We start from the raw sequence: 13,205 nt of genomic DNA, 5'->3' as shown, positions 1-13,205 counted from the left end.
GGACATCATCCGCCTCAAGGTTTCATCCCGGCGGCGGGGTGAGCCGAGTTAAGCGGGTCGGGTGGCGAGCGCCAGCAAGCGTATCGAGACCAGACCCAGGACTGGCATAGGCAGGGAGACGCACCATGGTTGATCCGACACGGGCGGCACGCATGGCCGACCACATCAAGCAGATCATTGCGCGCAGGCTCGAGCGCGGCCTCAAGGACCCGCGCCTCGGCTTCGTCACCATCACCGATGTGCGGGTGACCGGCGACCTCCAGCACGCGTCCATCTACTACACCGTGTACGGCAGCGACGAAGAGCGCACCGACTCGGCCGCCGCCCTCAAATCGGCAACAGGGATGCTGCGCAGCGAGGTGGGCAAGAACCTCACCTCCCGGCTCACCCCGACCATCGAGTTCATTGCGGATGCGGTGCCCGAGAATGCGAAGCACATCGAGGATCTCCTCGCGGAGGCTCGCACGCGCGACTCGCAGACCGAGGAGCAGAAGAGCACGGCACAGTACGCCGGCGACGAAGACCCCTACGTCAAGCCCCGCACCGACGACGAGGGCTGAGCTTCCCAGCGGCGTTTCGATACGCTCCATCGATGGCGCGCTACGGCAGCGTGTAGCCGCCGTCGACCTGCACGGCCAGACCGTCGCGCAGCAGGCCGTCCACTGCCCGCGCGCGCTGCGCAGCATCCGGCCACACCGTCTCGATCTCTGCGGCCGTGACGGGAACATCCGCCGCCCGCAGTTCGGCCATGATGAGGCCGCGCACCTGCCTGTCGCTGCCTTCGAACTTCTTCTGCACGGCCGCCTTCGGCCCGTCGTAGGCCGGATACCCTGCCGCTCGCCACGCGCACAGCTCGGCGAGCGGGCACACGTCACAGCGCGGCGCCCGGGCGGTGCACACGATTGCGCCCAGCTCCATGACGGCGGCGTTCGTCACGCGCGCCTCAGCTGGGTCGGCGGGCAGCAGCGCTTCCATCGCGGCCAGGTCGCGCCGGGTTGACGGCGGGCCGGCCTCGCCCCGGCCGAGCAGGGCGCGGGCGATGACGCGGCGCACATTCGTGTCGACGACCGGATGCCGGTGGCCGTACGCGAAGACGGCGACGGCACGCGCCGTGTAGTCGCCGATGCCGGGCAGCGCCAGCAGGGCGTCGACATCCTCCGGCACGACATTGCCGTGCCGTTCGGCGATCTGCGTTGCGGCGGCGTGCAGTGCGAGGGCGCGGCGCGGGTAGCCGAGGCGATCCCAGGCCCGCACGGCCTCGCCGGGCGGCTCCGAGGCGAGCGCCGCCGGGGTGGGCCAGCGTTCCAGCCAGGCCTCCAGGCGCGGCACGACGCGGGCGACGGGCGTCTGCTGCAGCATGATCTCGCTGACGAGGGTGCCCCACGCGGTGAAGCCGGGCCGTCGCCACGGGAGGTCGCGCCCTTCGAGCGCAAACCACGCGTTCACGAGCCGTGCGATCCTCACGGCACCAGCCTATGGGCGCAGTCTGCCGATGAGTTGCCCCGAAGTGCTCCTCGGCGGGCTGTTGGAGAGCACTTCGGGGCAACTCACCGGGCAGCGCCGCCGATCGGTCGTATGGTGGAGGCATGGAACGCTGGGCACCGCAGAAGAAGGACACCATGGAGGCTCTCGCAAATGAGATCCTGCACAACTACGCGCACGGTCGCGTCATCGTCGGTGTCGACGGGCGCAGCGGCTCGGGTGCCGCCGGCTTCGCCGATGACCTCGCCGTGGCGCTGAAGGAGACCGGGCATCAGGCGTTCCGTGCCTCCCTTGACGGTTTCCGGCATCCGCGTGAGCGCCGTGCCCGGGGCCTGTTCAGTGACGGTTTCGACTATTCGCTGTTCCGCAGGGTGCTCGTAGACCCGTTCCGAACGGCTGGCAGCACAGGCTTCGTGCTCGCCGGGTTCGACGCCGAGCGCGATGAGCCCGTGTTCCAGCCGAAATGGCAGAGCGCTGGGCACGACGCGATCCTCATCGTCGACGGCGTGTTCCTGCACCGGCCGGAGCTGCGCGGCATCTGGAACTACTCGGCCTGGGTGGAGACGCCCGCCGCGACGGGTGACGAGGCCGACGCGGCCTACATCGCGGCGGAGACGCCGAGCGTCCTCGCGACGGCCATCTACGACAACACCGACCCGGAGCATCCGCGTCGCATCTTCGCCGACTCCTGCTGATGCCTGTGTCCTGGTCTCGAGACTGTCGCTTCGCGATACCTCGACCAGCGGAGCCAGTCCCGCGCTGAGGGATCAGCCCGCGGCGTGGCTGCGCATCCGCGCGAGCACCTCGTCGGGCGTGAGGTGTCGCCCGGTGCGCTCGACCTCGTGCACGAGGGCGGTCAGCTGGGCGTTGACGGGCGTCGGCACCGCTGATGTCTTGCCGGCTTCGACAACGGCCCCGTTGAGGTAGTCGATCTCGCTGGCCTGCCCACGCCGGATGCTCTGCAGCGTCGACCCCGGATTGGGCACGTCTCCGAGGTAGGCGGCCAGTCGCAGCGGCAGCAGTTGCCCGAGGAGCACGGGCGCACGGGCGACGAGGCGCAGCACGCGATCGGTGACGCCGTTGACGGTTTCGAAGCGCACGCCCTGGGCGAGAGCGACCCGCACAGCCTCGCGGATGCTGCGGGTCATGAGCCGGCGCAGGCCACCGTGGGCGATGACATCCTGCACGCTGAGCCCTGTCACGGCGGGCAGCGCGTTGACCTGGTTGATGACGAGTTTGGTCCAGCGGGCTCCGGAGAAGTTGTCGACGACGCTCACGGGCAGCGCGGCGCCGAGGATCTCTGCGGCTGCGCGCGCGGGTGCGGGGTCGGCGCCGTCGCGCAGCATGCCGAGATAGGTGGGTGCGGCGGCGGTGACCGTGAACTCTCCGGGCGCCACATAGGAGGCGGCGTAGAGGGCGAGCGCGCCGATGACAGGGGAGTCGGGCAGGGCGTCGGCGACGGCCTCGAGCCCACCGAGTCCGTTCTGCAGCACGATGACGGGCACACCGCGCAGCAGCTGCGCGTTCTCGGTGGCGACGGCCGCAGCATCCATCGCCTTCGTCGCGATGATGGCGAGTTCGGGGGTGGCCTCGAGCTCGCCGTTCACCCGCACGGCCGCAGTGTGTTCTCCCCATGCACCGCTGAGTCGGATGCCGTGGGCCCGGATTGCGGCGAGGCCGGCCCGGCGGGCGGTCACCTCGACGTCGTGTCCGGCCACCGCGAGCAGTGCGGCGATGGTGCCGCCCATCGCGCCCGCCCCGATCACCGCTATCCGCATGGCGCTGTTTCCCGCCTGCGTCGCGCCTCGATCGTCATGGGGCCAGCCTAGGCGGGCCGTGGTGCGTCGCACTGCGTGTGGTCGACAGGAGATTCTGCCCGGCGCGCCGGGTACCGGATGCCGTGGTCGGCGTGTCGGCGAGGATCTCCTGTCTAGCCATGTGCTCGCGCGTTCCGTCAGACGGGCCGGCCTGCCCGCATCCGCACGGTAGCGTTGGTGGGGTGACGGCAGACATCGGCGAGCGCAGCGGCATTCTGTTGATCGACAAGCCTCAGGGGTTGACGAGTCATGACGTGGTCTCCCGCACGCGGCGCCTCGCGCAGACACGCAAGGTGGGGCATGCGGGAACGCTTGACCCGATGGCGACGGGCCTGCTGTTGCTGGGTGTGAACAGTTCGACGCGGCTGCTGACCTATCTGGTGGGTCTCGACAAGGAGTATCTGGCGACGATCCGTCTCGGCCGTTCGACGACGACGGATGACGCTGAGGGCGAGGCGGTCGAGACGGTCGACGCCTCCGCAGTGGATCGTGCTGCGGTCGAGCGGGAGATCGCGAGCCTCACGGGCGAGATCGAGCAGGTTCCGAGCACTGTGAGCGCGATCAAGGTCGGCGGGCGGCGCGCCTACGCGCTGGTGCGGGCGGGGGAGCAGGTCGAGTTGAAGTCTCGCCGCGTGACCGTCTCGGAGTTCGAGATCGTGGGCCCGCCGCGTCGTGATGGCGGCTTCTTCGATGTGGATGTGCGGGTGGTCTGCTCGTCTGGCACGTACATTCGTGCCCTCGCGCGCGATGTGGGGGCCGCGCTGGGTGTGGGCGGGCATCTGACGGCGTTGCGGCGCACGCGCATCGGGCCCTTCTCGGTCGAGGATGCGGTGCCGCTGCCCGCAGATCGCGATCAGCCTGCAGGCTTCGAGGTGGAGGAGCGGATGCTGCACCCGGCCTCGGTCGCCGGCCGCCTGTTCGCGACGGCACAGCTGGATGCCGCCGCTGTCGTGGATCTCGAGAACGGCAAGCGCATCCCGCTCGACGGGGTGGCGGCATCCGAGGCCCCTGTTGCGGCGCTCGCGCCGGATGGCCGCCTGGTGGGGCTCGTGCAGTACGACGGCGTGCGCGCGAAGGTGCTCGTGAATTTCCCGACGGGGGCCTGAGCGCGCGGCGGAGACGTCTGATGCTGGCAGGATTGTCTGCATGGTCGAGTGGTACATGATGATCCAGGTGGGCGTCGCCGTCGTGGCGGGGCTGTTCTGTGTCGTCGCCGGCCTGCTCGGGCGCCTGCCGAGCGATTTCACGCTCGGCGCGACCGCTGCCGTGTTCGCGCTGCTGCTCGGCCAGGTGGTTGTGGCGCTCATCGCACCTCTCGTCGGCAATTTTTCTTCGGGCAGCCTGCTCGAGTTCTGGACATATCTGGTCACCGCGGTGCTCCTGCCTCCGCTCGCCGGATTCTGGGCGCTGGTGGAGCGCAACCGCTGGAGCAATGTCATCCTCGGCGTCGTCTGCCTTGCTGTCGCGGTCATGCTGTACCGGATGTCGGTGATCTGGTTCTTCCAGATCGGCTGACGGCGTGGCCTCGGGGGCGGGATGGGGCATCCGATCGCCTAATCTTGAGGGGATGGCTTCCAACTCCTCTTCTCGTGCCGTCGGCGTCGGCCGCGTGCTCATCGCCGTGTACGGCATCCTTGCGATCGCCGCGACGGCGCGTTCGGTCGTGACGATCGTGGAGCGCTTCGATGAGGCGCCGGTGGCCTACGTCTTGTCGGCCGTCTCCGCTGTCGTGTACATCGTCGCCACGGTGGCCCTGCTCGGCCGGGGGCGCGTCTGGTATGGGGTGGCCTGGGCGGCGATCGTGTTCGAGTTCGTGGGCGTGCTCGCGGTGGGCATCCTGAGCCTGGCGGTTCCGCAGCTTTTCGCGCACCCCTCCGTGTGGTCGTGGTTCGGTCTCGGCTACGCCTTCATCCCGCTTGTTCTTCCCATCCTGGGCATGCTGTGGCTGTACCGGCTCCGTTCGGGTGCACTTGTTGCCGCATCCGCGAGCGAGGGGCAGGTTTCCTGAGATGGAGTTCTTCACCGAGCTGGGGCAGATTCCCGCCGATTTCGGGCCGAGCGTGGTCACGATCGGCAAGTTCGACGGGGTGCACTGCGGCCACCGCGCCGTGATCGCGAAGCTGCTGGAGATGGCGGATGCTCACGGCCTGGTGCCGACGGTCGTGACCTTTGACAGGCATCCGCTCGCCCTGTTCAACCCTGCGGCCGCACCCGAATCGCTGGTGAGCAACGAGCAGAAGGTGGAGAAGCTGCGCGACGCGGATGTCGCCGCGACCCTCATGATCACCTTCGACGACGATTTTCGGTCGCAGGCTCCAGACGCGTTCGTGCGCTCCGTGCTGGTGAACGCGCTGCATGCCAGGGCGGTTCTGGTCGGCAGTGACTTCAGGTACGGCATCCGCGGTGAGGGCACGGTCGCGACTCTCACGGAGGCCGGCCGTGAGTACGGCTTCGATGTCGTGCTCGTCGACGATGTGCGTGCAGAAGAAGGCCGTCGCGCCTCATCGACCTGGATTCGTGAGGCACTTGCGGCGGGCGACATCGCGGTTGCGCGCGAGCTTCTCGGGGCGGCGCCCGTCGTGCGCTCCGTCGTTGTGCCGGGGGAGCGGCGGGGCAGGGAGCTCGGCTTTCCGACGGCCAATCTGCGGCCGAAGCCGGAGGGTCTGATTCCTGCCGACGGCGTGTACGCGGGCTGGCTGACGGTCGACGGCACGACGTATCCTGCGGCGATCTCGATCGGCAACAATCCGACGTTCGAGGGGGTGCCCGCCCGCCAGGTGGAGGCCTATGTGCTCGATGAGGACATCGACCTGTACGGTCGCACCGTCGAGGTGGCGTTCGTGGAGCGGCTGCGCGGAATGGTCCGCTTCGACTCCGTCGACGAGCTCATCGTGCAGCTGGCGGCGGACGTCGACGACACCCGCCGCGTGCTCTCATCGGCGCAGCGCCCGTGACGACCGGCTCCGAACGCCCCACACCGCTTCCTCTGTGGGCCGGGCGTTCGATGGCCTTCCTGGGCATCATGCTCGTGGCCTTCAACGTGCGCACGGCAGTGTCGGCGATCTCGCCCATCGTCGACCCGTTGACGGCAGAGCTGCCGTTGAGCGCCCTCGAACTGGGCGTCATCGGCACGATCCCGGCCCTTGCCTTCGCCTTCTCTGCCCTGTTCGGGGCGGCGATCGCGCGCCACATCGGCATCGAGCGTCTTCTTGCCCTTGCGATCCTGGCGATGATCGTCGGCCATGTGCTGCGCGCCACCAGCACCTCCTATGCGACGCTTCTGCTGGGCACCGTGATCGCGTTGGCGGGCGCGGGCGTGGGCAATGTGCTGTTGCCGCCTCTCGTGAAGCGGTACTTCCCTGATCGCATCGGCCTCGTGACGGCGCTCTATGTGAGCCTCGTCTCGGTGAGCGCCGCCGTGCCCTCGGCGATCGCCGCGCCCGTGACGGATGCTGCGGGCTGGCGCTTCTCGCTGGGCCTGTGGGCCGTCGTGGCCGTCATCTGCCTGCTGCCGTGGCTGGTCATCCTGCTGCGACACCGTCGTGAGGCGGCGAGGATGCGTGCCGACGGCGAGGCCGCGCCGATCGAGGAGGCCGATCAGGGTCTCATCTGGCGGGTGTGGCGGTCGCGTGTGGCCTGGGCGGTGGCGCTGACGTTCTCGCTGTCATCCTCGGTCGCATACTCGTCCTTCGCCTGGCTGCCGCTCCTGGTCTCCGACATCGCCGGCGTGGGGCAGGTCGAGGCCGGGATCATGCTGGGTGTCTTCGCGCTCATGGGGGTGCCATCCGCTCTCATCATCCCCATCCTGGCCGCGAGGATGCGCAATGTCGGCCTGCTCGTCTACACGGGTATCGGGTTCCTCCTGGTCGGCTACGCGGGCCTCCTGCTCGCGCCTGTGCCGCTCGTGTGGTTGTGGGTTCTGCTGATCGGCTGCGGGCCGCTCCTGTTCCCGTTGGCGCTCGTTCTCATCAACCTGCGTTCGCGCACGCACCAGGGCGCTGTCGCGCTGAGCGGCTTCGTGCAGGGCGTCGGGTACCTTCTGGCTGCGGCCGGCCCTTTCGTCTTCGGGTTGCTGCACGAGCTGACCGGCGGCTGGATGTGGCCGATGCTGTTCATGATCGTGCTGGCGCTCGGCACGGCGGTCGCGGGCCTCGCGCTGCGGCACCCGTCGTTCGTGGAGGACGAGCTGGCCGCACCCCGCCGCTGAAGAACCTGCTGGTTGAGGAGCGAGGTACGAGCGTCTCGAAACCTCACCCACGAGCAACCCGGCGGCGCCGCTCAGCCGAGGTGGATGAGTGCTGCCGCGCCCGCGAGCGGGCCGTCGCCCGAGAGCGCTGACGGTACGACGCGAACCTTGGCGACGAAGTCCCAGCCGGCGCGGGCCGCCATGGTCTCGCGGATGATGGTGAACAGTTCTGGTGTCGCCTTCGAGAATCCTCCTCCGATGGCGATGAGTTCGAGGTCGGCGAGTGCGGTGGCGGATGCGAGTGCCTGGCCGAGCGCGCGGCCGCAGCGTTCGATGGCGGCGCGTGCGATCTGGTCGCCCGCCTCGTAGGCGGCCGCGAGTTCTTCTCCTGTGCTGCCCTGCCAGCCCTGTCGGCGGGCCCATTCGACGGTCTTGGGCCCGGATGCGACGGCTTCGAGGCATCCGGTGCCGCCGCAGAGGCAGGGTTCGTCGTATCCGCCGACCTCGATGTGGCCGATGTGGCCGGCGTTGCCGGTGGGGCCGGGTTGGGGGCGCCCGCCGAGGATGAGCCCGCCGCCGACTCCTGTGGAGACGACCATCCCCATGAGGTTGTCGATTCCGCGGCCGGCGCCGATCCAGTGTTCGGCGATGGTGATGCAGAGGCCGTCCATCTGCAGTCGCACGGGCAGGCCGGGTACGAGGGTTTCGAGTTGTGTGCGCAGTGGGTGGCCGCGCCAGGCGGGCACGTTGAGTGGGCTGACGAGCCCGGGCCCGACTTCGATGGGGCCTGCGCTGCCGATTCCGACGCCGGCGAGTTCGGCGCCTGCGGGGAGGGTGGCGAGTGCCCGGGTGGCGACGCCGTCGACGGCGTCGGCGAGGGTCTGCGAGTCGGATGCGGCACCCGTGGGCGCGCGGAAGCGGCTTTCGGGCAGTACTGCGCCGTTCTCGTCGACGAGTGCGGCCTCGACCTTGGTGCCGCCGAAGTCGACGGCGAGTGCGAGTGGCATGGGCCAAGCGTAGCGGCGCGGGGGTGTGGCCCGGCGGCGGATGTGAAGCGCTCGGCCGGCATCCGGATGCTCAGATTCTGCTCATATGAGCAGAACAGTGACTATGGATTGCACAAGCGTGCAGTTGCATCTAGCCTTGGGTGAGCGGCACACCAGCCGCTCGCGGATGCGTCGACGACAGTGAACTTGGTGGTGGTATGTCCCAGGAGTTGATGATGGTGCGCGCCGCCGAGCTCTACTACGAGGACGGCCGAACCCAGGATGAGATCGGCGCGCTTCTGCGCACGACCCGCTGGAAGGTGGGCAGGCTTCTGGCCCGTGCTCGCGAGCAGGGCATCGTTCGCATCGAGATCGTGCACCCGGCCGCTCGAAGGCTGGGCCTCGAGCGGGCGCTGAGGGAGCGCTACGGGCTCACCGATGCCGTCGTGGTGCCCGCCGCAGATGACGCGCAGGCGGCAGTCGCCCGCGCAGCAGCCGACTATCTTGCGGCGCTGCGCCCGGTGCCGCGCATCCTCGGCATCAGCTGGGGCCGCACGCTCTCCGATGTCGCCGCGCGGCTCGACGACGGCTGGGCCGATGGCGTGCGCGTCGTGCAGGTCAACGGCGGCGTCTCACTCACCAGGTCTCCCGATGGCGCGGCGGCAACCGCTGTCGCGATCGCGGCGAAGGCGGGCGGCCAGGCGACGCTGCTTCCGAGCCCTGCCATTCTGGAGCGTGCCGAGACGAAGGCCGCCATCGAATCGGATCGCACCGTCGCGGCTGTTCTCGAGCTCGCGGCATCCGCATCCGCCTATCTCTTCAGCGCCGGCGCGGCCGACGCCGACAGCGTGCTCGTCGACAGCGGCTATCTGAGCGCTGATGAGGTCGCCGCGCTCGTGCGCCGTGGCGCCGTGGGCGATGTCCTCGGCCGCTACATCGGGGCTGACGGAGAGCCTGTTGACCCCGCGCTGGATGCGCGTACCGTGGGAATCGGGCTCGATCGGCTCAGGAGCGCGGAGACCTCAGTGCTCGTGATCGCCGGCCAGGCCAAACACGCTGTGGCCAGGGCGGTCGTCACGAGCGGGCTCTGCTCCGTGATCGTCACCGACGAGGCGACGGCGCAGGCGCTCACGGCAGATGCAATGACGGATGGCGCGGCAGATGCCACGGCGGGTGCGCCCCACGAACCGACAGCACAGAATTCGACAGCAGCAGCCTCGACAGAAGGAACAGCATCATGACGATAGAACGACCCGTCGCCCTGGCGCCCGCCGAGCGGGCCATCCAGCTGATCGGGGCTGATCTCACCGAGACGAGCCTCAAACGCCATCTGGACGGCATCCCCGGTGTCGACGCCGTCGGCCTGGAGGCGCGCGCTGCCGGTCTGGCGTCGCGCTCCATCAAGACGACGTCGAAGGTGTGGGCGATCGACAAGATCATCTCGCTCATCGACCTGACGACCCTCGAGGGCGCCGACACCCCCGGCAAGGTGCATTCGCTCGTGTCGAAGGCGGTCACGCCCGACCCGTCCGATCCGTCGACCCCGCGTGTCGCGGCCGTCTGCGTGTACGGCGACATGGTTGCGGATGCCGTGACCGCGCTGGGCGCCAACCATGGCGATCCCGACGAGGGCGGCGTCAATGTGGCTGCTGTCGCGACGGCATTCCCGAGCGGTCGTGCGTCGCTCGCGGTGAAGCTGGCCGACACGGCGGATGCTGTTGCCGCCGGCGCGGACGAGATCGACATGGTCATCGACCGCGGCGCATTCCTCTCGGGTCGCTACGGGCTGGTCTTCGACCAGATCGTCGCCGTGAAGGAGGCGTGCCGAAAGGCGGATGGCAGCTACGCGCACCTGAAGGTCATTCTGGAGACGGGCGAGCTGAACACCTACGACAATGTGCGTCGCGCATCCTGGCTGTCGATTCTCGCCGGCGGTGACTTCATCAAGACCAGCACGGGCAAGGTGCAGCCGGCGGCGACGCTGCCGGTGACGGTGCTCATGCTGGAGGTCGTGCGTGACTGGTACAGGCTCACGGGCGAGCGCGTCGGTGTGAAACCTGCCGGCGGCATCAGCACGACGAAGGATGCCATCAAGTATCTGGTCGCGGTGGCGGAGGTCGTGGGGGAGGAGTGGCTGCAGCCGCACCTGTTCCGTTTCGGCGCGTCGAGCCTGCTCAACGATGTGCTGCTGCAGCGCCAGAAACTGTCGACCGGCCGCTACTCGGGCCCCGACTACGTCACCGTCGCTTAAGGAGCGCCACCATGTCATTTCTCGAATACGCCCCGGCTCCCGAGTCGAAGGCGATCCTGAACCTCCGCCCCTCCTATGGCCTCTTCATCGACGGCGAGTTCGTCGACGGCCGCGGTGAGGGCTTCTCGACGATCTCTCCGGCGACGGAGGAGCACATCGCCGAGATCTCGAACGCGAACGCCGCCGACGTCGATCTGGCGGTTGCGGCCGCGCGCCGCGCCTACCATCGCACCTGGTCGCGCATGAGCGGCAGCGACCGCGGCAAGTACCTGTTCCGCATCGCCCGTCTGGTGCAGGAGCGGGCGCGCGAGCTGGCCGTCGCGGAGAGCCTCGACAACGGCAAGCCGATCAAGGAGAGCCGCGACGTCGATGTTCCTCTTGTCGCAGCCTGGTTCTTCTACTACGCGGGCTGGGCCGACAAGCTCGATCATGCCGGGCTGGGCGCGAACCCTCGCGCTCTGGGTGTGGCCGCGCAGGTCATCCCGTGGAACTTCCCTCTGCTGATGCTCGCCTGGAAGATCGCCCCGGCGCTCGCCGCGGGCAACACGGTCGTGATCAAGCCGGCCGAGACGACGCCGCTGTCGGCGCTCATCTTCGCCGAGATCCTGCAGCAGGCGGAGCTTCCGCCGGGCGTGGTCAACATCATCACGGGTGCCGGTGACACGGGCGCTGCGCTCGTGAATCACACGGATGTCAACAAGGTCGCCTTCACAGGGTCGACCGCGGTGGGTCGCGCCATCGCGAAGTCGACGGCGGGCACGGGCAAGAAGCTCACCCTCGAGCTGGGCGGCAAGGCGGCGAACATCGTCTTCGACGACGCCCCCATCGATCAGGCGATCGAGGGCATCGTCAACGGCATCTTCTTCAATCAGGGGCATGTCTGCTGCGCTGGCAGCCGCCTGCTCGTGCAGGAGAACATCCACGACGACGTCGTCTCCCGGCTCAAGTCGCGCCTCGAGACGCTGCGCGTGGGCGATCCGCTCGACAAGAACACCGACATCGGTGCGATCAATTCGCGGGAGCAGCTCGACCGCATCCGCGAACTGAGCGCGATCGGTGAGCAGGAGGGTGCTGAGCGCTGGTCGCCGGCGTGCGATCTGCCGGAGAAGGGTTTCTGGTTCGCGCCGACGATCTTCACGAATGTGTCGCAGAGCCACCGCATCGCGCGTGACGAGATCTTCGGCCCCGTGCTGTCGGTGCTGACATTCCGCACCCCGGCGGAGGCGATCGCGAAGGCGAACAACACGCCGTACGGGCTGTCTGCGGGCATCTGGAGCGACAAGGGCAGCCGCATCCTCGCCGTTGCCGATCAGCTGCGCGCCGGTGTGGTGTGGGCGAACACGTTCAACCGTTTCGACCCGGCCAGCCCCTTCGGTGGCTACAAGGAGTCGGGTTACGGTCGCGAGGGCGGCCGCCACGGCCTCGCCGCGTACCTCCAGTCGAGCGGGTTGAGCAGTACCCCGCGGGTTGAGGAGGCCGTCCGCGGCCGTCTCGAAACCAAGACTCCCCGCAAGTCCATCAAGAAGGGTGCCAAGTAGATGTCACACCTCACCATTCCCAAGACCTACAAGCTGTTCATCGGCGGTAAGTTCCCGCGCAGCGAGTCGGGTCGTACCTACGAGGTGGCGACCGCGAAGGGCGCGTTCCTGGCGAATGCGGCGAAGGCGTCGCGCAAGGATGCCCGTGACGCGGTCGTCGCCGCCCGCAAGGCATTCCCTGGCTGGTCGGGGGCGACGGGCTACAACCGCGGGCAGGTTCTGTACCGCATCGCAGAGCTGTTGGAGGGTCGTCGGGCGCAGTTCGTCGACGAGATCCGCAGCCAGGAGGGTGTGACGGATGCTGTGGCTCAGCGCCAGGTGGACGCCGCCATCGATGTGTGGGTCTGGTACGCGGGCTGGGCTGACAAGTACATTCAGGTGGCCGGAAACGGCAACGGCGTGAGTGGCCCGTTCTTCAACATCTCGACCCCGGAGCCGACGGGTGTTGTGGCCGTCGTCGCGCCGCAGGGTTCCTCGCTTCTGGGGCTGGCGAGCGTCGTCGCGCCGGTGCTGGTGAGCGGCAACACGGTGGTCGTGTTGGCGAGCGAGTCTGCGCCGCTGAGCGCGATCAGCCTCGCCGAGGTGCTGGCGACGAGCGATGTTCCCGGCGGGGTGGTCAATGTGCTCACCGGTTCCGCTGCGGAGGTCGCACCGTGGCTCGCGGGCCATGCCGATGTGAACGCGATCGATCTGGCCGGGGCCGAGGGCCTCGACTGGGTGGAGCTGCAGATCGCGGCCGCCGACACGCTGAAGCGCGTTCTGCCGCCGGAGTCGGGCATCCCGACCGCATCGCTCGACCGCGTGACCTTCTTCACGGAGACGAAGACGGTCTGGCATCCGAAGAGTCTTATCTGAGGTGTTTCGGTGGCCTCGCCCGCCGTCTGGGGGAGGCCGCGCAGGGGTCACAATCGCGCGCTACGGTATATCGCGCGATTGTGACCTTTT

General features: G+C 68.7%; 14 protein-coding genes. 11 read left to right on the top strand and 3 right to left on the bottom strand.

What is annotated here, in order from left to right:
• The first annotated feature begins 125 nt into the window (after positions 1-125).
• The gene (gene rbfA / locus FB562_RS07655; RefSeq protein WP_141880560.1) at positions 126-560 is read left to right on the top strand and encodes a 30S ribosome-binding factor RbfA; all 435 of its coding nucleotides are present in this window, start codon (positions 126-128) and stop codon (positions 558-560) included.
• Between the two features lie 40 nt (positions 561-600).
• Here rbfA and FB562_RS07650 read toward each other — a convergent pair whose 3' ends face one another.
• Positions 601-1,464 (bottom strand): HhH-GPD family protein, encoded by an 864-nt coding sequence (locus tag FB562_RS07650; protein ID WP_246081387.1) that lies wholly within the window; start codon positions 1,462-1,464, stop codon positions 601-603.
• Between the two features lie 122 nt (positions 1,465-1,586).
• Here FB562_RS07650 and FB562_RS07645 point away from each other — a divergent pair, with 122 nt between their 5' ends.
• Positions 1,587-2,177, top strand: a complete 591-nt coding sequence (locus tag FB562_RS07645) for a nucleoside/nucleotide kinase family protein (RefSeq protein WP_141880559.1) — start codon at positions 1,587-1,589, stop codon at positions 2,175-2,177.
• A gap of 72 nt (positions 2,178-2,249) precedes the next feature.
• Here FB562_RS07645 and FB562_RS07640 read toward each other — a convergent pair whose 3' ends face one another.
• Positions 2,250-3,260: a ketopantoate reductase family protein gene (locus FB562_RS07640; RefSeq protein ID WP_141880558.1), complete on the bottom strand. Its 1,011-nt coding sequence runs from the start codon at positions 3,258-3,260 to the stop codon at positions 2,250-2,252.
• Between the two features lie 221 nt (positions 3,261-3,481).
• On the opposite strand from FB562_RS07640, the gene truB reads away from it, so the two are divergent.
• Genes truB through FB562_RS07615 form a run of 5 tightly spaced genes read left to right on the top strand, consistent with a single transcriptional unit; the run spans position 3,482 to position 7,506 of the window.
• The gene (gene truB, locus FB562_RS07635; RefSeq protein WP_246081385.1) at positions 3,482-4,405 is read left to right on the top strand and encodes a tRNA pseudouridine(55) synthase TruB; all 924 of its coding nucleotides are present in this window, start codon (positions 3,482-3,484) and stop codon (positions 4,403-4,405) included.
• Positions 4,406-4,445: 40 nt separating this feature from the next.
• The gene (locus FB562_RS07630; protein WP_141880556.1) at positions 4,446-4,814 is read left to right on the top strand and encodes a hypothetical protein; all 369 of its coding nucleotides are present in this window, start codon (positions 4,446-4,448) and stop codon (positions 4,812-4,814) included.
• A 52-nt stretch (positions 4,815-4,866) separates the two neighbouring features.
• Positions 4,867-5,307: a hypothetical protein gene (locus FB562_RS07625; protein WP_141880555.1), complete on the top strand. Its 441-nt coding sequence runs from the start codon at positions 4,867-4,869 to the stop codon at positions 5,305-5,307.
• A gap of 1 nt (position 5,308) precedes the next feature.
• Positions 5,309-6,253: a bifunctional riboflavin kinase/FAD synthetase gene (locus tag FB562_RS07620; RefSeq protein ID WP_141880554.1), complete on the top strand. Its 945-nt coding sequence runs from the start codon at positions 5,309-5,311 to the stop codon at positions 6,251-6,253.
• Entirely contained in the window at positions 6,250-7,506 is a 1,257-nt protein-coding gene (locus tag FB562_RS07615) for an MFS transporter (protein WP_221625368.1), read from the top strand. Before FB562_RS07620 ends, FB562_RS07615 begins: the two co-directional genes overlap by 4 nt.
• Before the next feature lie 71 nt (positions 7,507-7,577).
• Here the strand turns inward: FB562_RS07615 and FB562_RS07610 are convergent, their stop codons facing one another.
• Entirely contained in the window at positions 7,578-8,492 is a 915-nt protein-coding gene (locus FB562_RS07610; RefSeq protein ID WP_141880553.1) for an ROK family protein, read from the bottom strand.
• Between the two features lie 140 nt (positions 8,493-8,632).
• Between FB562_RS07610 and FB562_RS07605 the strand changes: the two genes are divergently transcribed.
• Genes FB562_RS07605 through FB562_RS07590 form a run of 4 tightly spaced genes read left to right on the top strand, consistent with a single transcriptional unit; the run spans position 8,633 to position 13,115 of the window.
• Entirely contained in the window at positions 8,633-9,712 is a 1,080-nt protein-coding gene (locus FB562_RS07605) for a sugar-binding transcriptional regulator (protein WP_246081384.1), read from the top strand.
• Entirely contained in the window at positions 9,709-10,722 is a 1,014-nt protein-coding gene (deoC, locus tag FB562_RS07600) for a deoxyribose-phosphate aldolase (protein ID WP_141880552.1), read from the top strand. The genes FB562_RS07605 and deoC overlap by 4 nt, the downstream gene beginning before the upstream one ends.
• An 11-nt stretch (positions 10,723-10,733) precedes the next feature.
• Positions 10,734-12,260 (top strand): aldehyde dehydrogenase family protein, encoded by a 1,527-nt coding sequence (locus tag FB562_RS07595; protein WP_141880551.1) that lies wholly within the window; start codon positions 10,734-10,736, stop codon positions 12,258-12,260.
• Positions 12,261-13,115, top strand: coding sequence for an aldehyde dehydrogenase family protein (locus tag FB562_RS07590; protein ID WP_141880550.1), 855 nt, complete (start codon positions 12,261-12,263; stop codon positions 13,113-13,115). It begins immediately after the preceding gene.
• The last annotated feature ends 90 nt before the right edge of the window (positions 13,116-13,205 follow it).

The sequence above is a fragment of the Homoserinimonas aerilata genome, from assembly GCF_006716125.1.
Lineage (GTDB): Bacteria > Actinomycetota > Actinomycetes > Actinomycetales > Microbacteriaceae > Homoserinimonas > Homoserinimonas aerilata.
The sequence above is the reverse complement of the archived record's forward strand: the minus strand, read 5'-3'. Positions and strand labels throughout refer to the sequence as shown.

Excerpts from the sequence above, each read along its gene's own strand:
- rbfA (WP_141880560.1), top strand. The coding sequence starts at position 126 with ATGGTTGATCCGACACGGGCGGCACGCATGGCCGACCACATCAAGCAG.
- FB562_RS07645 (WP_141880559.1), top strand. The coding sequence starts at position 1,587 with ATGGAACGCTGGGCACCGCAGAAGAAGGACACCATGGAGGCTCTCGCA.
- FB562_RS07640 (WP_141880558.1), bottom strand. The coding sequence starts at position 3,260 with ATGCGGATAGCGGTGATCGGGGCGGGCGCGATGGGCGGCACCATCGCC.
- FB562_RS07630 (WP_141880556.1), top strand. The coding sequence starts at position 4,446 with ATGGTCGAGTGGTACATGATGATCCAGGTGGGCGTCGCCGTCGTGGCG.
- FB562_RS07625 (WP_141880555.1), top strand. The coding sequence starts at position 4,867 with ATGGCTTCCAACTCCTCTTCTCGTGCCGTCGGCGTCGGCCGCGTGCTC.
- FB562_RS07620 (WP_141880554.1), top strand. The coding sequence starts at position 5,309 with ATGGAGTTCTTCACCGAGCTGGGGCAGATTCCCGCCGATTTCGGGCCG.
- FB562_RS07610 (WP_141880553.1), bottom strand. The coding sequence starts at position 8,492 with ATGCCACTCGCACTCGCCGTCGACTTCGGCGGCACCAAGGTCGAGGCC.
- deoC (WP_141880552.1), top strand. The coding sequence starts at position 9,709 with ATGACGATAGAACGACCCGTCGCCCTGGCGCCCGCCGAGCGGGCCATC.
- FB562_RS07595 (WP_141880551.1), top strand. The coding sequence starts at position 10,734 with ATGTCATTTCTCGAATACGCCCCGGCTCCCGAGTCGAAGGCGATCCTG.
- FB562_RS07590 (WP_141880550.1), top strand. The coding sequence starts at position 12,261 with ATGTCACACCTCACCATTCCCAAGACCTACAAGCTGTTCATCGGCGGT.